Source organism: Sphingopyxis sp. LC363 (assembly GCF_000756385.1).
Taxonomy (GTDB): domain Bacteria; phylum Pseudomonadota; class Alphaproteobacteria; order Sphingomonadales; family Sphingomonadaceae; genus Sphingopyxis.
Genome location: NZ_JNFC01000004.1, coordinates 16,793 through 36,639, shown reverse-complemented (window position 1 = coordinate 36,639; position 19,847 = coordinate 16,793). Strand labels below are relative to the sequence as shown.

Sequence of the window (19,847 nt, the reverse complement as noted above, 5' to 3'; positions counted from 1 at the left end):
TAAAGAAGGGATTTACGGCTACCTATAAATACGGTCAGCCGAAGCGATTGTTCCGCGGAAAACCGGTCGGCGGCATCCGGCCCGCCGCGCCGCGCGCGACGCGCCAGGGCGCGAGGTCGGTTTCGGTCCGCGTCCGGCCGGTGTCGCCGCCCATCGCCCAGCTCAAACCTTCGGCAAAGGTGAAGCTGACCGCGTCGGACAGGCCGCCGTCGCGATAGCGTTGCAGCATGACGCCCTGGCCGCGCGCCATCACCGGCACCTCGGCGAGCGGGAAGACGACGAGCTTGCGGTTCTCGCCGACCGCCGCGACGCTGTCGTCCTGCACGCCGATCGAGCGGACGACGGCGAGCGCCGCCTTCGGCTTCAGATTGACGACGTTGCGCCCCTTGCGCGTCTCGGCGACCACTTCGCTCATCTGCGCGACGAAACCGTGGCCGCTCGTCGAGGCGAGCAGCAAGCGCCCGTCGGCGCTCGCGGGGATCATCGCGACGATTCGCGCCTCGGGGTCGATATCGACCATCAGGCGCAGCGGCTCGCCGAATCCGCGGCCGCCGGGCAATTTGTCGGCGCCGACGGTGAAGAAACGCCCGTCGCTCGCGGCGATCAGCAGCTTGTCGGTCGTCTGCGCGTGCGCGGCGAAGAGCAGCTCGTCGCCTTCCTTGAACTTGAACTCGCCCCACTGGTCGAGCGCGACATGACCGCGCTGGGCACGAATCCAGCCGCGTTTCGACAGGATCACCGTCACCGGTTCCTTCTCGATCATCGCATCGAGCGGGATTTCGCGCGTCGGCGCGGCTTCGGCGATTGTCGTGCGCCGCGCGCCGAGCAGGGTCTCGAGCCCATAGACGTCGCGGAGCTTTTCGAGGTCCTTGCGCAGCCGCGTCTTCTGCCGCGCCGGGCTCTCGACCAGCTTGGCGAGTTCCTCACGCTCGGCGGTCAGATCGGTCTGCTCGCGCTTGAGCTCCATTTCCTCGAGCTTGCGCAAGCTGCGCAGGCGCATGTTGAGGATCGCTTCGGCCTGCCGGTCGGTCAGGATGAACTCTTCGATCATCACCGGCTTGGGCTCATCCTCGGTGCGGATGATCTCGATGATCCGGTCGAGGTTGAGGAAGGCGATAATATAGCCTGCAACGAGTTCGAGCCGGTCGTCGATCTTGTCGATCCGGTGCTGCGCGCGGCGAACGAGGACGATGATCTGGTGCTGCAGCCATTCGGCTAGCAGCTGTTTCAGCCCCATCACCTTGGGCGTGCGCGTCGCGTCGAGGACGTTGAGGTTGAGCGCGAAGCGGCTTTCGAGGTCGGTCAGCCGGAACAGGCTCTCCTTTAGCACCTCGGGGTCGACGTTGCGGCTTTTGGGTTCGAGGACGATGCGCAGATCCTCGGCGCTCTCGTCGCGAACATCCTCAAGGATCGGGAGTTTCTTGTCGGCGATCAGCTGCGCGATCTGTTCGATCAGCTTGCCCTTGGCGACGCCATAGGGGATTTCGCTGATGACGAGTTGCCAGGTGCCGCCCGATAATTTCTCGATGCCGCTCTCTTCCCAGTCGCCGCCGGCAGTCTTGCCGGTCGAGAAACGCGCGCGGACGCGAAAGCCGCCGCGTCCGGTTTCATAGGCGTGCGCGATCGTCTCCGCGCTGTCGACGACGATGCCGCCGGTCGGGAAGTCGGGGCCCTTCACATGTTCTAGCAGCTCTGAAAGCTCGGCATTCTGATTCTCGATCAGGAGCAGCGCGGCACCGATCACCTCGGCCGCATTGTGCGGCGGGATGTTCGTCGCCATGCCGACCGCAATCCCGCTCGCGCCATTGGCGAGCAGGTTCGGGAACAGCCCCGGCATGATCTCGGGCTCTTCATCCTCGCCATTATAGGTCGGACGGAAATCGACCGTGCCTTCGTCGAGTCCCTGCATCAGGTCGATCGCGACGCGCGTCAGCCGCGCCTCGGTATAGCGGTACGCTGCGGCGTTATCGCCGTCGATATTGCCGAAATTGCCCTGACCGTCGACGAGCGGATAGCGGAGCGAAAAATCCTGCGCGAGGCGCACCATCGCGTCATAGACCGCGGTGTCGCCGTGCGGGTGGAACTTGCCGATGACGTCGCCGACGACGCGGGCGGACTTCTTGTAGCCCTGGCTCGGGTCGAGCCGCATCGCGCGCATCGCCCACAGCAGGCGGCGGTGGACGGGCTTCAGCCCGTCGCGCAGATCGGGCAGCGAGCGCGCGGTGATCGTCGACAGCGCATAGACGAGATAGCGCTCGGACAGCGCGCTGTCGAACGGGGTATCAATGCTGTCACCGGGCTCTGAAGGGGGAAGATCGTCTGTCGTGCTGGCCATTGTCCGCAGCCGATAGCAAGGCTGGCGCGCCAAGGCAAAGCCTTGCGTCGACGCGGCGCGATATGGGGGCAGCTAGGTCGTTTTCCGCGCTTCTTCTCGGGGTTCCGCGCGAGGGAAAGGCAGCCGCAATCCGGCTATCGCATCCGAAGGCTGCACGCGTTGGGAATTGGCGTCTAGAATTTGCGGCCGGTGATCCGGCTGATTTCCTTGGCCACCATCGCCTCGACGAGCGGGGGCAGGTTGGCGTCGAGCCAGTCCTTGAGCATCGGGCGCAGCGCGTCGAGAACGACGTCTTCCATCGTGCGGCCGGGGGCGGTGGGCGGTGCGGCGACCGCCGCTGCGGTAGCCGCCGGAGCGACCGCGGCGGTCAACGCCTCGAGCGACTGGCGCGCGGCATCGGCGCTCGCTTCGGAGACCAGTTCCCGGGCCTCGGGCGCCTCCTTGGCTGCGGCGCGATCTTCCTGCTCCTGAAGGTCGAGAATATCGTCGGCTTCGGCGACACGCGCTTCGCGCACCGTACCCGGCGTTTCGTCGCGAGCGATCACGCGCCGAATCGACGACAAGATATCTTCCATCGACGGTTCCCGCGACATATCGCCCATAACAAGCCCCTTAAACCATCGCGATTACCGGATGGTTAACCCTTCTCTTATCGATTCAGGGCGCGTTTTGCCAAGCCTTATTGTGGCGAGAGCGAAGGCGGGCCTTCGGGAACACCGGCATTTGCCGCGGGGACCGCGCGCGTATCGTTCGCGACCTGTTGCGGCGCCGGATCGTCGGCCCAGTCCCACAGCTCGCCCTTCACGCGCTTGTAATTGACCTCGGGATCATAGAGCGCGCCGCCATCGAGCCCCAGGTCGCGCGCCTCGGCCTTGCCCATCGCTGCGAGCACCGAGAAAGCGGCGACGTAGCTGTTACGCTGCGCCGAGACGAGCTGCACCTGCGTGTTCAGATATTCCTGTTCGGCGTTCAAAATGTCGAGAATCGACCGCGTGCCGACGCTGTTTTCGGCGCGCACGCCTTCGAGCGACAGCGCGTTCGCGCTCACCGCCTGCCGCGTCGCGGCGATGATACGTTCGTTCGCCTGCCACGCGGCATAAGCGCCGCGCGTCTGCGCGATGACGCCGCGCTCGACCTCGATATATTGCTCGATCGCCTGGCTGCTGCGCGATTGCGCCTGGCGCACCTGCGCCGAACGGCGGCCACCAGTGAAGATCGGCAGCGTGACTTGCACCCCCGCCGCCGCGCTCGACGTCTCTTGCGTCACGCTGACCCCTGGCACGCCGCTGTTCAGCGATCCGAGGTAATTATTGTAGCCGCCATTGACGATCGCCGACACTTTGGGCGCCCGGCTCGACTTGGCGGTGCCGATGTCGGCCTTCGACGCGTTGACCAGTTCGTTCGCCGATTCGATGTCGGGATTGCTGGTGAGCGCGACCGTGACCGCATCCTCGGCGGTCGCGGGCAGGTTCGGAAGCGGCGGCGGCGGCTGCAGATCGACCGGCGCCTCCCCGACGAGGCGGATATAGCCCTCGCGGCTGGCGATCAGATTGGCTTCGGCGGTGCGCAAATCGCCCTCGGCCAGCGCGAGCCGCGCTTCGGACTGCGCGACGTCGGTGCGCGTCAAATCGCCGATCTCGAACCGGTCGCTCGTCGCCTGCAAATTGGTGCGCAGCACCGCGACATTCTTCTGATTGAGCTGGACGATCGCCTGGTCGCGGATGACGTCCATATAGGCGCCGACCACCTGCGAGAAGACGCTCGCCTCGGTCGCGCGCAGATCCGCCTGCCCCGCCTCGACGCGATATTTCGCGGCGCGCAGCGCATTGCGCACCGCGCCGCCCTGATAGAGCGGCACCGTCAGCTGCGCGCCCGCCGACAGCGAACGCGCGGGAGAATTGAAGCTGTTGCCCGGAACGATCAGATTCTCGTCATAGCTCGCCTGCGTGCCGATGTCGGGAAGACCGTAGCTCTTCTGGATCGGGACATTTTCGTCGTTCGCGCGCTGGCCGGCCCGCGCAGCGGTCAGCGTCGGATTATTCTCATACGCCTTCGCAAGCGCTCCTTGCAATGTTTCCGCATGCGCACCCGTCGGCAGCAGCAGCAGCGCGCCCGCCGAAAGGCCGGCAAGCCAGCGGGCACGACGAAGGGACGGTTTTTTATCGGTATCGGTCATCGTGGTGTCAGCCTGTAGCAAGGAAGGGTGGGTCCGGTCGTCAGAACTGAAAGCCCGCGGGCGCGGCGAAGCCGGCCAGCGGCGCGACGTCCATGTCGGCGAAGCTGCGCAGCGCGACGGTGCCGCCGACCTTGACGCCTTCGACCAACCGCGTGACCGCGCCTTCGCGGCGCGCCGCCACGAGCCGGCCCCCCTCGGCGAGCTGCGCGACGAGCGCGGCGGGCAGCGTTTCGATCGCGCCTTCGACGATGATGCGATCGAACGGGCCGGCATCGGGTGCACCCGCGGCGAGCGGGCCCTGGACCCAATGGATATTGGCGTCTGCGGTTGCTGTCTGCGCCGTCGTCATCAGCTCGGCATCTTCTTCGACGGCGTGGACTTCGGCGCCGAGGCGCGCGAGCAGCGCCGCGGTATAGCCGGTCGCGCTGCCGACGAGCAGGACGCGCATCCCGGGGTGCACCGCCGCGGCGACGAGCATGCGGCCGGCGACGAGCGGGGCATTCAGCGCGCGGCCGTTCGCGAGCGCGATCGCGCGGTCCATATAGGCGACGCCGGCGAGCGCGGCGGGCACATGCGCCTCGCGCGGCACGACGGCCATCGCGCCGATCACCGCGGGATCGATGACGTCGTTCGTCCTGAGCTGGCTGTCGATCATGGCGGAGCGCATCTCCGCCGCCGTGATTTCGCTAAACTTTGTCGCCATCAGCCGTGTTCCGATTCCCTGAGGGTTAAGCCTTTGCGGGGCAGCTCTAGCCGAAGCGGCGCTGTATTGCAATAGTAATACAGCGGAGCGACCCGCTGCGGCGCGCATAGCCCGCCGGCGCCGGACCGCCAACCCCGCATCGGCCAAGGATCGCGCGCGATATGGATTCGAAATAGCGAAACAAGCGGATTGCCAGTGCCAAATGAAACCGCTAGGGGCGCTGTCTCCACGCATTTCAAGCGCCTGAGGCCCGATGGCGGAGTGGTGACGCAGCGGACTGCAAATCCGTATACGCCGGTTCGATTCCGGCTCGGGCCTCCAACAACATTTCCCCAAAATATCATGGCACCCTCGTACAGGGGATAGCGTCTTTCCCGACGGCAAGCTGACGGCGGGGGCCTTCATCGCAGTTTCGGAACGGTCGCCGCAACGACAAAGGGCCGCCCCTTGCGGGACAGCCCTTCCATTGTCGTGCCTGTCGCGGACAGCTTAGCCGAGCTTGACCCCCGCGAGGACGGTCATGCTCAAATCTGCCGCATGCGGCGTGGGACAATGAGACATTCGACCACCTCCTTTCGCTTGTTGACGATGATTGCAATCTAGGGTTTTCCGCGATCGATTCAAGAGACGGCGAAAGGCGGGCCTTGCCCTCGGTACCTCACGGCGGGAAAGAAGCTTCCCGGAACTCGACGGAAGGACAAGTCATGGCCCACGGAACCGCCCGCATCGGCAAGGATCATTATCGCACCGAGATCGAGGTCAGCGGCCACGCGCTGGTCGGCGACGAGGGACCGGGGCTCGGCGGGCAGAATCTGGGTCCGGCACCCTATGATTTTCTGCTTGCCGGACTCGGCGCCTGCACCGCGATTACACTGCGCATGTACGCCGACCGCAAGGAGTGGCCGCTCGAATCGGTCGAGGTCGGGCTGAAGCTCGTCAGCAAGGACGGGCTGCGGATCGACCGCGTGCTGACGATCGCCGGACTCGACGAAGCGCAAAAGGCGCGGCTCGCCGACATTGCCGAGCGGACGCCGGTGACGCTGACGCTGAAGGGCGGGCTGCCGATCGATACGCGCCTCGGCTAGGATCCTGACTCTCACCGGCGCAGCACTGGACATTTTTTCCCACCTCACTTATATACCAGCCGTTATGGAAATCGAAACCGCCCCTGCCGCCGCCCCGCACAAGGGTCGCCCGCGCGAATTTTGCGTCGATGCGGCGCTGGCGGCGGCGCTGCGCGTCTTCTGGTCGAAGGGCTATGAAGGCGCCTCGATGGCCGATTTGACCGAGGCGATGGGGATTACCAAGCCCAGCCTCTATGCCGCCTTCGGCAACAAGGAGGCTCTCTTCAACAAGGCGCTTGACCTTTATGAGCGCGAAAAGGCCGACTATATGCGCGCCGCGCTCGACGCGCCGACCGCGCGCGGGGTCGCGGAGCGGCTGATGTACGGCGCGCTCGACATGTACACCTGCCCCGAGAATCCGAACGGGTGTCTCGGCGTGATCACTTCGGTCGCGTGCGGCGCGGAGGCGGAGTGCATCCGCGAGGCGGTGCTCGAACGCGGCGCGGCGGCGAAGCGCGCGATGCTCGAACGCTTTGCGCGTGCCAAGGAAGAGGGCGACTTTCCGCCCGACACCGACGCCGAAGGGCTGGCGGCCTTTCTGACCGCGGTCAATCAGGGCATGTCGGTGCAGGCGGGCGCGGGCGCGACGCGCGCCGAGCTCGAACGGCTGGTCGAAACCAGCCTGAAGCTGTGGCCGGGGCGTTGATCTGAGAATTGCGCCGCCGAAAAACCGACACCCACTTCTTCGGTAAAGGCTTCGAAAGAAAAATTTTACTGCCCGGTACAGAATGCGCTTGACGCAGCGCAACATAACTTATATACCACTCAGTATACAAAAGGGGCTCTCCCCCGGGACCGGCCGCCGCCTGGCAAAAACCATGTGGCGGCCGGAAGTTTCACCATCGAATATTTTCCCGGGAGCGAGTCCTGTTCCGGCCGGACGCCCGGTGGCGTTTGCCCGCAAGATATAAACAGGGACCCCGCGCGCGCAGGGGATGCGTGTGACGGGACGGAGCGGTCCTCCTCTTCGAAGAGGCGCTCCGGCAACAAGGACCATGTGTGACACCAGCCGGGGGCATGCGCTTCCGGCATCGGCCGCCTGCGCCTCCTCTCCCCTCCCCCGGGGCGCAGGCAGCCGAAACCAACGAAAAGAAGAGGGCTATCCATGACCGTCCACACACCGATCGAAAAGCTCGACCCCGCCGATGCGAAGGTCCGCCGCGAACTCAAGACCCTCCTCCATCCCGCGCGCGGCCGGCGTGCCGCGTGGATCGGCGCGTTCCTCGTGCTGGTCGTCGGCGCCTGGTGGCTGCTTCGCGACGGCGCGCCGCCGGCGGCCGCCGCGCCCGCGCCGGTGCTCACCGTCGCCGCACCGATCGCGCGCGACGTGACCCTTTGGGATGAATATATCGGCCGCTTCGAAGCGTCGAAGGCGGTCGAGGTGCGTCCGCGCGTCTCGGGCGCAATCACCGCGATCCACTTCACCGACGGCCAGATCGTGCGCAAGGGCCAGCCGCTCTTCACCATCGACCCGCGTCCCTATCGCGCCGCGCTCGCCGAAGCGCGCGCGTCGGCGGCGAGCGCGCGGAGCGACCTGGCGCTCGCAAGGCTCGAGCTCGACCGCGCCAGCCGCCTCGTCGATATCGAGGCGGTGTCGCAGAGCGAGATCGACCGGCTCCGGGCAACGGTCAATGCGGCGACCGCGGCGCTCGCGGGGGCCGACGCCCGCATCGCGGCGCGCTCGCTCGATGTCGAATTCACCACCGTGCGCGCGCCCTTGAGCGGCCGCATCGCGGATCGCCGGATCGACGCGGGTAACCTCGTATCGGCGGGCGATGCCGGCGGTACCCTGCTCACGACGATCAACGCGCTCGATCCGATCTATTTCACCTTCCAGGGGTCGGAGGCGCTGTTCCTCAAGACCAAGCGCGAAGGGGGCCAGAAGGGCGCCGACGTCGAAGTCCGGCTGCAGGACGAAAATGACTATCGCTGGAAGGGCCGGATCGACTTCACCGACAATGGCCTCGATCCACGCTCGGGCACGATTCGTGCGCGCGGCCGCTTCGACAATCCCGAGATGTTCCTGACCCCGGGCATGTTCGGCAACATGCGCCTGTCGACGGGCCAGACGGCGCGCGCGCTGCTCGTCCCCGCCGCCGCGGTGCAGACCGATCAGGCGCGCAAGATCGTCTATGTCGTCGGTAAGGACGGCATGGTCGCGGCGAAGCCGGTCGAGATCGGCCCCGAAGTCGACGGGCTGCGCGTCATCCGTTCGGGCCTGACGCCCGCCGACCAGGTCGTCATCAACGGCTATCAGTTCGCACGGCCCGGTACCAAGGCGGTGACCAAGGCGGGCAAGATCGCCGCCGACGCGCCTGACAAGACGCCCGCGGGTCCGAACGAACCGGTGTCGGCGCAGGCGACGTTCGCGAAGTGACTCAACTCCCCTCCCGCTTGCGGGAGGGGTTGGGGGAGGGCCTGTGGTCGCGCCCTCCCCGCTGCGACTAAGCGAGCAAGCTCGCAAGTCTCGCTACCCCTCCCGCACGCGGGAGGGGTGACCAGAACAGTTTTCCAGACAGGGGCTCTCCCATGCGCCTATCACGCTTCTTCATCGACCGGCCGATCTTCGCGGCCGTGCTCGCTGTCATCATCACCATCATCGGTGCGGTCGCCTATATCGGGCTGCCCGTGTCGCAATATCCCGACATCGTTCCACCGACGGTGACCGTGACCGCCAACTATCCGGGCGCGTCGGCCGAAACCGTCGCCGACACGGTGGCGGCACCGATCGAGCAGGAAATCAACGGCGTCGACAATATGCTCTATATGAGCAGCCAGTCGACCGGCGACGGTGTCGTCACGATCACCGTCACCTTCAAGATCGGCACCGACCTCGATGCCGCACAGGTGCTGGTGCAGAACCGCGTCGCGATCGCAACCCCGCGCCTGCCCGAAACGGTGCAGCGCCTCGGCGTCGTGACGCGCAAGACGTCGCCCGACTTCCTGATGGTCGTGAACCTCGTCTCTCCCGACAAGTCGCTCGATCGCGCCTATATCTCCAACTACGCGCTGACCCAGCTCCGCGACCGTTTGAGCCGTATCGACGGCGTCGGCGACGTGCGGCTGTTCGGCAGCCGCGACTATGCGATGCGCGTGTGGATCGATCCCGGCCGCGCCGCCGCGCTCGACCTGACCGCGGGCGAGATCGTCGCGGCGCTGCGGCGCGAGAATGTGCAGGTTGCCGCGGGTACGCTCGGCCAGCCCCCCTATGCCAATGGCAGCGACTTCCAGCTCAACGTCGAAACGCAGGGCCGCCTCTCCGATCCCAAGGATTTCGCCAATATCGTCATCCGCAGCGATGCCGACGGACGGCAGGTTCGCGTGTCGGACGTCGCACGCGTCGAGCTCGGCGCGTCGGATTATAACAGCAACACCTATCTCTCGGGCGACCCGACCGTGATCATGGCGGTGTTCCAGCGCCCGGGGTCGAACGCGCTCGCCGCCGCCGAAGCGGTCGAGGCCGAAATGGCGGCTTCGGCAAAGAATTTCCCCAAGGGCCTCGAATATCGCGTCATCTACAACCCCACCGAATTCATCGCCCAGTCGATCGACGCGGTGATGGACACGCTGCTCGAAGCCGTCGTGCTCGTCGTGATCGTGATCCTTGTCTTCCTGCAGAAATGGCGCGCGGCGATCATTCCGGTGCTCGCGATCCCGGTGTCGCTGATCGGCACCTTCGCGGTGCTCGCGGCGGTCGGCTACAGCCTCAACAATTTGTCGCTCTTCGGGCTCGTGCTCGCGATCGGCATCGTCGTCGATGACGCGATCGTCGTCGTTGAGAATGTCGAGCGCAATCTGGAAAAGGGCATGTCGGCGCTCGAAGCCGCGCGCACCTCAATGGACGAGGTGTCGGCGGCATTGGTCGCGATCGTGCTCGTACTCTGCGCGGTGTTCGTCCCGACCCTGTTCCTCACCGGCCTGTCAGGCGCCTTCTATCAGCAGTTCGCGGTGACGATCTCGACCGCGACGATCATCTCGCTGATCCTCTCGCTGACCCTGTCGCCGGCACTCGCGGCGATCCTGCTGCGCGGCCATTCGGCGCCGGCGAACGAGGGCAGGGGCATGCAGATGCTCCGCCGCGCGGGAGACGCGTTCAACCGCGCGTTCGAGCGGATGAGCGACGGCTATGCGCGGCTCACCGCACGGCTGGTGCGCGCGCCCAAAAAGATGATGGTCACCTATGCGGGCCTCATCGCCGCAACCGCCGGGCTGTTCTGGGCGACGCCGACAGGGTTCATTCCGGCGCAGGACCAGGGCTATTTCCTCGTCGTCGCCAAGCTGCCTTCGGGCGCTTCGGTCGAACGCACCGACGAAGTGCTGCAAAAGGTCGCGCGGCGCGTGCTGCCCGTCGACGGTGTGCTCGGGTCGGTGATGCTCGCGGGCTTCGACGGCCCGTCACAGACGCTCGCGCCGAACTCGGCCGCCGCTTACTTCCCGCTCAAATCCTTCGAGGAGCGCAAGAAGCTGGGCGTCAAGTTCGACGACATCATCAACGAGGCGCGCAAGCGCACCGCCGACATCACCGAGGCGCAGATCGTGATCATCCCGCCGCCGCTGATCCAAGGCATCGGCTCGGCGGGCGGCTACCGGATGGTCGTGCAGGATCGCGGCGGCCACGGCTATGCGGCGCTTGCGAACAAGGTGAACAATCTGATCGGCAAGGCGAACCAGACCCCCGGCCTTGCGAACGTCTTCACCTTCTTCGACCCGACCAATCCGCGCGTTTTCGCCGACATCGACCGGGCGAAGGCGAATGCGCTCGGCGTCCCGCCCGAGCGGGTGTTCGAGGCCTTGCAGGTCTATCTCGGCTCGGCTTTCGTGAACGACTTCAACCTGCTCGGCCGCACCTACCGCGTCACCGCGCAGGCCGATGCACCGTTCCGCCAGAGCGTCTCCGATATCGCGAACCTGCGCACGCGGTCCGATTCGGGCGCGATGGTGCCGATCGGGTCGGTCGCGAACTTCGAGGACCGCACGGGGCCGTACCGCGTCACGCGCTACAACCTCTTCCCCGCGGTCGAGATCGACGGCGACACCGCCCCGGGTTCGTCGTCGGGCGCATCGCTGACGACGATGGAAAAGCTCGCGAGCGAGTCGCTCCCGGCGGGTTACGGCACCGAATGGACGGGCATTGCCTTCCAGCAAAAGGCGGCCGCGAACACCGCGGGGATCGTCTTCGCGCTCGCGGTGCTGTTCGTCTTCCTCGTGCTCGCCGCCCAGTATGAAAGCCTCGTGCTGCCATTGGCGATCATCCTGATCGTGCCGATGTGTCTGCTCGCGGCGATGATCGGGGTGAATCTGCGCGGCATGGACAACAACGTCCTGACGCAGATCGGGCTCGTCGTGCTCATCGCGCTTGCGGCGAAAAATGCGATCCTGATCGTCGAATTCGCCAAGCAGGCCGAGGAACAGGACGGGCTGTCGCCGATCGACGCCGCGGTGCGCGCCGCGCGCGACCGTCTGCGCCCGATCCTGATGACGAGCTTTGCCTTCATCCTCGGCGCGGTACCGCTGCTCATCGCGAGCGGGGCGGGCGCGGAACTGCGCCAAGCGCTCGGCACTGCGGTGTTCTTCGGCATGCTCGGGGTGACGGCGTTCGGCCTTATCTTCACGCCGACCTTCTACGTCGTCTGCCGCGCGCTCGGCGACTGGTTCGCCGCGCGGCGCAAGCGCGGAGATGACGACCATGGCACGGCGCTGCCCGTGCCCGCGGAATAAGGAGAAAAACAATGACGCTCCGCAATCTCGTCACCGCCGCTTCGGCGCTCGCGCTCGCCGCCTGCGCGGTCGGCCCCGATTACAAGGCGCCGCAATCGGCGGCGGCGCCCGCCGCGACGGGGGCCTTCGTTTCGGCGAACAGTCCCGCGGTGTCGCTCGCGCCCGTCGCGGCCGACTGGTGGCGCCTCTATGACGATCCCGTGCTCGACGGGCTCGTTGCCGATGCGCTCGCCAACAATACGGATGTGCGTGTTGCGGTCGCGAACATCGCCAGGGCGCGCGCGGCGCTGCGCGGCGCGCGCGCCGACCGGCTGCCGCAGGGCGAGATCGGCGCGGGTGCCAATTACGGCCGCAACCCCGCGGGCCAGCGCCTTCCGGGCGCCGACCGCGAGGATTGGACCGTCGATGTCGGCGCCAATATTTCCTATGAGGCCGACCTGTTCGGCCGCGTGAGCCGTTCGGTCGAGGCCGCGCGCGGCGACGCCGAAGCCGCCGAAGCCAACGCCGACGCGGTGCGCGTGATCGTCGCCGCCGATACGACGCAAGCCTATGCGGACGCCGCATCGGGCGCCGCGCGGCTCGACGTCGCGCGGCGGATCGTTGACCTGCTCGATCAGCAGGTGAAACTCACCGAGCGGCGCAAGGAGGTCGGCATGGCGACCGGGCTCGACGTTGCGCGCATCACGACGCTCCGCGACCAGCGCGCCGCGGACATTCCCTCCATCGAGGCCGAGCGGCAGGCTGCACTTTTCCGCCTCGCGACTCTGACCGGTCGCGCGCCCGCTGCGCTCCCCGCCATCGCGGGCGACCGCAACATCAGCCTCGAAATCACCGATCCCATCCCGGTCGGTGATGGGGCGGCGCTATTGAAGCGCCGTCCCGACATTCGCGCCGCCGAGCGCCGCCTCGCCGCCGACACCGCGCGCATCGGCGTCGCGACGGCGGATCTCTATCCGCGCATCACGCTCGGCGCTTCGGCGGGCTCGACCGGTACCGGTTTCGGCGACGTGTTCGGCGGAGGGCCGCTGCGCTGGCTGCTCGGCCCTTTGCTCAACTGGGCCTTCCCGAATCAGGAACCCGCGCGGGCGCGAATCGCGGCGGCCGAGGCCGACACGCAGGCGTCCCTCGCCGAATTCGACGGCACCGTGCTGCGCGCGCTCGAGGAGACCGAGACGGCGCTCTCGTCCTACGCACGGTCGCTCGAACAAAGGCAGGCGCTGCGCGCCGCGCGCGACCAGGCCGAACGCGCGGCGCGGATCGTGCGCGCGAAGCGGCAGGAAGGCGCGTCGGATTCGCTCGAATGGCTCGACGCCGAACGCACCTTCGCCGAAACCGAAGCGGTGCTCGCGGCGCAGGACGGACAGATCTCGCGGCGCCAAGTCGCGCTGTTCCGCGCGCTTGCAGGGGGCTGGTCGAGTTAAGGCTGCGCGGGCCCGGCGCCGCGCCCCCACCATCGTTTACGCCGCTTTTACCAGTCCCGGTGCATAAGGTTTACCGATATTTATGGCTGGGGATAAATGATGGACAGCATGCGCGGCCTGCTTTCGGGCAGCCACGACCAGGAGGATGGGGCGATCGATGCGCCCGCGTCGGTCGGCGTCGATGAACGGCGGATGCAGGTCAGGGCCTATAATTACTGGGCGTCGCTGCTCGGCGATCGCGCTTATCCTTCGGTCGAGGACCTCGATCTCGAGAGCGCCGATTTCGGGCCTTATTCGGTGCTGCTCGACTTTACCGCGGGCGTCGAAAATCCGGGCTTGGCCTATATCGGCGAGACCCTTCGTACCGAGTCGCAGATCGACGAGGATGTCCATTATATCAGCCAGATTCCCGGCCGTTCGCTGCTGTCACGCCTGACCGACCATTATCTGCAGATCATCGCCAACCGCGCGCCGATCGGCTTCGAGGCCGAGTATGAGAGCGATCGCGGCGTCACGATCATGTACCGCGGCATATTGCTGCCCTTTTCGTCCGACGACGACACGATCGATTTCATCATGGGGGTGATCAACTGGAAGGAAGCGGCCCCCGCCGATCAGGCCGAGGAACTGCAATTGTCGGTCGAACAAGCGCTGCGCAGCGCCGCACCGCTGACCGCGCCGGTGCCGGTGTGGGCCGACGGCCCCGACTCGGGGCATCTGGGCGACGATGTCGACGCCGCTCCCGGCTTTGCCGCGCTGCAGGGCGAGGGTGATTTTTCTGTCGACCTGTCGGTCGACGACGATGTCGCGGCCGATCCGGGCGCGGACGCCGAACTCGCCGACTGGCTCGCGCTCGCGCGCGAAACCGCCGAGCGGGCCGTCGCCGCCGACAGCCGGAGCCGTGGTGCGCTCTATCAGGCGGTCGGCAAGGCATGGGATTTCGCGCTGGCGGCCGACGCGCAGCCCGAAGCCTTCGCCGCGCTGCTCGACGACGCCGGGCTGACGGTGCAGGATCGCGCGCCGATGACGCCGATCGTGAAGCTGGTCTTCGGCGCCGCCTATGACAAGACGCGGGTCGCCGAATATGCCTGCGTGCTCGGCCACGCAAAGGATCAGGCGGTCGGTCGCGGCGAACTCGCCGCCTATCTCGATCGCTATCCGGGCGGGCTCAAGGGTCTCGTCAAGGACGCGCGTGCGCGCCGCAAGCCGGCTGAGAGCGGCGAGCGGGCGAACGCGAAGCTCGAAGCGCTGCGCCGCGCGCAGCCCGCACTGATCCTCGAACATGATGCCGGCGACGCCGAATTCGTCGTGCTGATCGCGCGTGCGATGCCCGGCGGCCATATCGGGATCGTCGCCAAGGCGGCCGACGATCCGGCGCTGGTCGCGAAACTCGCGAAAAAGGCGGTCGCGATTACCCCCGGCGGCTGAACGGCGCTTGATAGCGTTCACGCAACAGACAATCCCAAAATTGAAATATTTTTACGCGGGGCCGCGAACGAGGCCTTGAGCCGCGCGCCGCTCGGGCGCATAGGAGGCGCAGCGAACGGACCCCCGCCGATCGTCGGCTGGGATCCCCCTCTTTGGTTCGGGATGCTGCATTTTATGTCTCAGAAACTGTCCGATACGCCGGAAACGGACACGCCGACCCCCTCCACCGTCAAAATCCCCCCAAAAGTCTCCGCCGCCTATCTGGCCGCGCTCGCCGGCAGCGCGCTGCCGGGCGAGGGCGACGATATGGACGAGGCCGCACTGGCCGACGCGAGCCAGTTCGCAGCGCGCGCCGCGCTCGACCGCACCGCCGAAACGCCGTCGCTGCTGCTCGAACCGATCGCCGCCGACGGCACCGATCGCCGGATGCGGCTTGCCATCATCAACGACGACATGCCCTTCCTCGTCGATTCGACTTCGCAGGCGGTCGCGGCGCAGGGGCTCGCCGTTCACCGCATCCTTCACCCCGTCGTCGCGGTGAAGCGCGATGCGAAGGGGCATCTGCAGGAAGCCGGCGAAGGCGGAACGCGTGAGTCGGTCATTTATATGGAACTCGAGCGCGGCGACGCGCGCGCGCGTCGGCGCCTGCTCGACGGCCTCGAAGCGGCGCTGCGCGACGTGCGCGCCGCGGTGCGCGACTGGCGAGCGATGCGCGCCGCGATGCTCGCCGACGCCGCGATGCGCGTCGACGGCGAAGGCGCCGAGCTGCTGCGCTGGTTCGAGGGCGGATCGATGACCCAGCTCGGCCACGAATGGCGCACGCGCGATGGCAAGGCACAGGATCCGCTGGGCATCAGCGAGAGCAGCGACAGCCAGCTCCTGTCGCCCGCGGCGCTCGAAGCCGCCTTTGCCTGGTTCGACGCCCGGGAAAAAGCGGGGGGAGGCCACGCGCCGCTGCTGATCAAGTCGAACCGGCTGTCGGCGGTCCATCGCCGCGTGCTGCTTGACCTCGTCGTTGTCCCAGAATTGAAGGGAAATAAGGTCGAACGCCTGTCGATCCACGCCGGCCTGTGGACCAGTCAGGCCTTGTCGTCGCCGCCGGCAAAGGTGCCGGTGCTGCGCGCGCAGCTCGAAGCACTGATGGCGAAATTCGGCTTCGATCCGACGGGCCATGCGGGCAAGGCGCTCGCCCATGCGCTCACCGCGCTTCCGCATGATTTGCTGATCGCGTTCGACTCGGCTTCGCTCGAAGCCTTGGTGCTGACCTCGATGTCGATCACCGATCGGCCGCGGCCCAAGCTGGTGACGGTGCAGAGCGCGCTCGGCCGCCACCTGTTCGCCTTCGTCTGGCTGCCGCGCGACGAAGTCTCGACCGGCCGCCGCCTCGCGGTCGAGAGCCTGTTGGTGCGCGAGGCCAAAGCGGGAGTCATCGGCTGGACGATGGTGCTCGAAGACGGCGGTGCGGCACTGCTGCGCTATACGCTCGACCTCAGGAGCGGCGGCGTCGTTCCCGATACCGAGGCGCTCAACGCGCAGCTCGAACAGATGGTGCGCGGCTGGCAGCCCGAGGTCGAGGCGGCGCTGGCGAAGCGCGGCGACCCGGGCCGCGCGGCGGCGCTCGCGGCGCGCTTTGCGCCGACTTTCCCGCCCAACTACCGCAACCTCTATAACCCCGAGGAAGCCGCGCGCGACATCCTGCGCCTGCGCGATCTCGACGCGGGCAATCCGCGCAGCGTGCGGCTCGCGCGGAAGAGCCTCGACGGCGACGACCGGCTGCGGCTCAAGGTCTACAGCGCCGCCGGCCCGCTGGCGCTGTCCGACGTCGTTCCCGCGCTCGAACATTTCGGCTTCGAAGTGCTCGAGGAAATCCCGACCACGCTGCAAGGCCGCACGCCGGGCGCCGAGGACGAAGACGAGTCGGCGATCGTCATCCACGATTTCACGCTGCGGCTGCCCGCCAATGTCGACGAGCTCGCGCTGCTTCCTTATGCCGAGGTGCTCGAAGGCGCGATCACGGCGGTGCTGGGAGGCCGCGCCGAGAATGACGCGTTCAACGAATTGGTGCTCACCAACCAGACCGACCCGCGCGCGATCGTGTGGCTGCGCGCCTGGTTCCGCTATTTGCGGCAGGGCGGCTCGGCCTATGGCATGGACACGGTGGTCAGCGCGCTGCGCCATGCGCCCAAGCTGACGGCGGCGCTGATCGAGCGTTTCCGTGCTCTCCACGACCCCAAGGCGCGCGATGCCAAGCGCGCCGAGGCGCTCGAAGCCGAGATCCTCGCCGACTTCGCCGACATCAAGTCGATCGACGAGGATCGCATCCTGCGCCTGTTCCACGCGGTGATCGGTGCGACGCTGCGCACCAACGCCTTCGCCCCTGCGGCCGAGGAAGCGCTGGCGTTCAAGATCGATTCGAGCCTCGTCCCCGGCCTGCCCAAGCCGCTGCCGTGGCGCGAGGTGTGGGTCTATTCGCCGCGCGTCGAGGGCGTCCATCTGCGCGCCGGCCCGGTCGCGCGCGGCGGGCTGCGCTGGTCCGATCGCCGCGACGACTTCCGCACCGAAATTCTCGGCCTGATGAAGGCGCAGCGCGTCAAGAACGCCGTCATCGTGCCGACCGGCGCGAAGGGCGGCTTCTATCCCAAGGCGCTGCCCGACGTGTCGCTCGACCGCGACGCCTGGTTCGCCGAGGGCACCGAATGCTATCGCATCTTCATCCGCTCGCTCCTGTCGATCACCGACAATCTGGTCGGCGGCAAGGTCGTGCATCCGAAGGGCGTGGCAATCCTCGACGGCGACGATCCTTATTTTGTCGTCGCCGCCGACAAGGGGACCGCGACCTTCTCCGACGTCGCCAATGCGCTCGCGATGGAGCGCGATTTCTGGCTCGGCGATGCGTTCGCGAGCGGCGGGTCGAAGGGTTATGACCACAAGGCGATGGGCATCACCGCCAAGGGCGCGTGGATTTCGGTCCAGCGCCACTTCGCCGAAATGGGCGTCGACGTGCAGACCGACACGATCCGCGTCGCCGGTTGCGGCGACATGTCGGGCGACGTATTCGGCAACGGCATGCTGCTGTCGAAGGCGATCCAGCTCACCGCTGCCTTCGACCACCGCCATATCTTCCTCGACCCCGATCCCGATCCGGCGAAAAGCTGGAAAGAACGCGACCGGATGTTCAACCTGCCGCGTTCGAGCTGGGACGATTATGACAAGAAGCTGATCTCGAAGGGCGGCGGCGTCTTCCCGCGCAGCCAGAAGAGCATACCGCTCTCCCCCGAGGTGCAGGCGCTGCTCGGCCTGTCGGTCAGCGAAATCGACCCGGGCTCGCTGATCTCGGCTATCCTGAAGGCGCCAGTCGACCTGCTCTGGTTCGGCGGTATCGGCACCTATGTGAAGGCCGCGAGCCAGAATAATGCCGAGGTCGGCGATCCCGCGAACGACGCGTTGCGCGTCGATGCCGAGGATCTGCGCGTCAAGGCGGTCGGCGAGGGCGCGAACCTCGGCGTGACGCAGGCCGCGCGCATCGCCTTCGCGGCGAAGGGCGGGCGGATCAACACCGACTTCATCGACAACAGCGCGGGCGTCGACTGCTCGGATAACGAGGTCAATATCAAGATCGCGCTCAATCGCGAGATGGCCGAAGGGCGCCTCAGCCAGGACGACCGCGACGCGCTCCTCGTGCGCATGACCGACAATGTGTCGGATCTCGTGCTCGAGGATAACCGGCTCCAGGCACTCGCGCTGTCGATCGCCGAAAAGGGCGGCTCTGCGGCGGTGCCGTCGCTGGTGCGGATCATGGAGACGTTCGAGGGCGCCGGCCGGCTCGACCGCAAGGTCGAGGGGCTCGCCGCGAACGACGAGCTCCTCCGCCGCGCGGGCGAAGGGCGCGGGCTGACGCGCCCCGAACTCGCGGTGCTGCTCTCGACCGCGAAGCTCGCGCTGCAGGACGCGATCGAGAACAGCGACCTGCCCGACGATCCGGCGCTTGGCGGCGACCTCGCTGCGGCCTTCCCTGACGAGATGCAGCGCGACTTCGCGCCGGCGATCGCCGATCACCAGCTGCGCCGCGAAATCATCGCGACCAAGATCGCGAACCGCATCATCAACCGCATGGGCATCGTCCATCCGTTCGAGCTGGTCGAGGAAGAAGGCTGCGCGCTCGGCGACATCGCCGCAGCGTTCGTTGCGGTCGAACGCCTGCTCGACATGCCGGCGATCTGGGAGGCGCTCGACGAAGCCAAGATCGACGAGGGCGTCCGCCTGTCGCTCTTCGCGCAAGCGTCGTCGGCGATGACCTCGCAGATGGCCGATCTCCTCCGCGTCACCCAGAGCCTGTCGCAGCCGGGCCCTGTCGTCGCGCGGCTCGAGCCGGGCGTCGATCGCCTGACCGCGGGCGTCGACGCGCTGCTCAGCCCGTCGGTCAAGCGCCAGTGGGATATGCTCGCGCAGCAATTGCTCGACGCCGGGGCGCCCGAGACGCTGACCGCCGCGGTCGTCCGGCTGTTCAAGACCGACGGCGCGATCGGCATCGTCGACCTCGCCGAACGCCGCGGCGACGACGAGGTCGCGGTGACGCGCGCCTTCACCCATCTGGGCGAAGCGCTCGGGCTCGACTGGGCGCAAACGCTCGCGGCGCATATGAGCCCCGCCGATCCGTGGGAACGCCTGCTCGTCAACAGCCTCGCGCGCGATTTCCAGCAGATGCGGCTGGCCTTCCTTGGCCAGCTGCCGAAGGGCGATCTCGACGCGGCGGTGACCAAATGGCTCGCCGACCATGCCCCGCGCGTCGAACAGTTCCGCAGCACCGTCGACCGCGCGCGGATGATTCCGAACCCCAATGGCGCGATGCTGTCGCACATCGCCGGGCAGGCGCGCGGATTGTTGGCGCGGTAATCAAATAAGGCCCTCCCCTGAAGGGGAGGGGCTTCAGGAAAGCTTCCCC

11 protein-coding genes and 1 tRNA gene are annotated in these 19,847 nt (G+C 67.1%); 8 read left to right on the top strand and 4 right to left on the bottom strand.

Annotated features, from left to right (window positions below):
* Nucleotides 1–34: 34 nt before the first annotated feature.
* The 4 genes from parC to FG95_RS02495 all read right to left on the bottom strand — a co-directional run bounded on the left by parC (nt 35) and on the right by FG95_RS02495 (nt 5,214).
* On the bottom strand, nt 35–2,335 hold the full coding sequence (gene parC / locus FG95_RS02510; protein ID WP_037553746.1) for a DNA topoisomerase IV subunit A: 2,301 nt from the start codon (nt 2,333–2,335) through the stop codon (nt 35–37).
* A 173-nt stretch (nt 2,336–2,508) separates the two neighbouring features.
* Nucleotides 2,509–2,910, bottom strand: a complete 402-nt coding sequence (locus FG95_RS02505) for a DUF2497 domain-containing protein (RefSeq protein ID WP_235211430.1) — start codon at nt 2,908–2,910, stop codon at nt 2,509–2,511.
* A gap of 104 nt (nt 2,911–3,014) precedes the next feature.
* On the bottom strand, nt 3,015–4,511 hold the full coding sequence (locus tag FG95_RS02500) for a TolC family outer membrane protein (RefSeq protein WP_037553832.1): 1,497 nt from the start codon (nt 4,509–4,511) through the stop codon (nt 3,015–3,017).
* 40 nt (nt 4,512–4,551) lie between these two features.
* Nucleotides 4,552–5,214 (bottom strand): protein-L-isoaspartate O-methyltransferase family protein, encoded by a 663-nt coding sequence (locus tag FG95_RS02495; RefSeq protein WP_037553742.1) that lies wholly within the window; start codon nt 5,212–5,214, stop codon nt 4,552–4,554.
* Nucleotides 5,215–5,461: 247 nt separating this feature from the next.
* Between FG95_RS02495 and FG95_RS02490 the strand changes: the two genes are divergently transcribed.
* The 8 genes from FG95_RS02490 (at nt 5,462) to FG95_RS02455 (ending at nt 19,798) form a co-directional block, all read left to right on the top strand.
* A tRNA-Cys gene (locus tag FG95_RS02490) sits at nt 5,462–5,535 on the top strand.
* Nucleotides 5,536–5,918: 383 nt separating this feature from the next.
* The gene (locus FG95_RS02485; RefSeq protein WP_037553740.1) at nt 5,919–6,299 is read left to right on the top strand and encodes an OsmC family protein; all 381 of its coding nucleotides are present in this window, start codon (nt 5,919–5,921) and stop codon (nt 6,297–6,299) included.
* Nucleotides 6,300–6,363: 64 nt separating this feature from the next.
* Nucleotides 6,364–6,984 carry a TetR/AcrR family transcriptional regulator gene (locus FG95_RS02480; protein WP_052182017.1) on the top strand — a complete coding sequence of 207 codons (621 nt, stop codon included), beginning with the start codon at nt 6,364–6,366 and terminating at the stop codon, nt 6,982–6,984.
* 459 nt (nt 6,985–7,443) lie between these two features.
* Nucleotides 7,444–8,715 (top strand): efflux RND transporter periplasmic adaptor subunit, encoded by a 1,272-nt coding sequence (locus FG95_RS02475; RefSeq protein WP_037553738.1) that lies wholly within the window; start codon nt 7,444–7,446, stop codon nt 8,713–8,715.
* Nucleotides 8,716–8,867: 152 nt separating this feature from the next.
* Nucleotides 8,868–12,056, top strand: a complete 3,189-nt coding sequence (locus FG95_RS02470; RefSeq protein ID WP_037553737.1) for an efflux RND transporter permease subunit — start codon at nt 8,868–8,870, stop codon at nt 12,054–12,056.
* 11 nt (nt 12,057–12,067) lie between these two features.
* Nucleotides 12,068–13,477, top strand: coding sequence for an efflux transporter outer membrane subunit (locus FG95_RS02465; RefSeq protein ID WP_037553736.1), 1,410 nt, complete (start codon nt 12,068–12,070; stop codon nt 13,475–13,477).
* Between the two features lie 99 nt (nt 13,478–13,576).
* On the top strand, nt 13,577–14,905 hold the full coding sequence (locus FG95_RS02460) for a PAS domain-containing protein (protein WP_037553734.1): 1,329 nt from the start codon (nt 13,577–13,579) through the stop codon (nt 14,903–14,905).
* Nucleotides 14,906–15,079: 174 nt separating this feature from the next.
* On the top strand, nt 15,080–19,798 hold the full coding sequence (locus tag FG95_RS02455) for an NAD-glutamate dehydrogenase (protein ID WP_052182025.1): 4,719 nt from the start codon (nt 15,080–15,082) through the stop codon (nt 19,796–19,798).
* Nucleotides 19,799–19,847: the final 49 nt, after the last annotated feature.

Bases quoted from the DNA above. Each gene is read 5' to 3' on its own strand.
- FG95_RS02500 (WP_037553832.1), bottom strand. From the start codon at position 4,511: ATGACCGATACCGATAAAAAACCGTCCCTTCGTCGTGCCCGCTGGCTT.
- FG95_RS02460 (WP_037553734.1), top strand. From the start codon at position 13,577: ATGGACAGCATGCGCGGCCTGCTTTCGGGCAGCCACGACCAGGAGGAT.
- parC (WP_037553746.1), bottom strand. From the start codon at position 2,335: ATGGCCAGCACGACAGACGATCTTCCCCCTTCAGAGCCCGGTGACAGC.
- FG95_RS02465 (WP_037553736.1), top strand. From the start codon at position 12,068: ATGACGCTCCGCAATCTCGTCACCGCCGCTTCGGCGCTCGCGCTCGCC.
- FG95_RS02475 (WP_037553738.1), top strand. From the start codon at position 7,444: ATGACCGTCCACACACCGATCGAAAAGCTCGACCCCGCCGATGCGAAG.
- FG95_RS02505 (WP_235211430.1), bottom strand. From the start codon at position 2,910: ATGGAAGATATCTTGTCGTCGATTCGGCGCGTGATCGCTCGCGACGAA.
- FG95_RS02455 (WP_052182025.1), top strand. From the start codon at position 15,080: ATGTCTCAGAAACTGTCCGATACGCCGGAAACGGACACGCCGACCCCC.
- FG95_RS02480 (WP_052182017.1), top strand. From the start codon at position 6,364: ATGGAAATCGAAACCGCCCCTGCCGCCGCCCCGCACAAGGGTCGCCCG.
- FG95_RS02470 (WP_037553737.1), top strand. From the start codon at position 8,868: ATGCGCCTATCACGCTTCTTCATCGACCGGCCGATCTTCGCGGCCGTG.
- FG95_RS02495 (WP_037553742.1), bottom strand. From the start codon at position 5,214: ATGGCGACAAAGTTTAGCGAAATCACGGCGGCGGAGATGCGCTCCGCC.
- FG95_RS02485 (WP_037553740.1), top strand. From the start codon at position 5,919: ATGGCCCACGGAACCGCCCGCATCGGCAAGGATCATTATCGCACCGAG.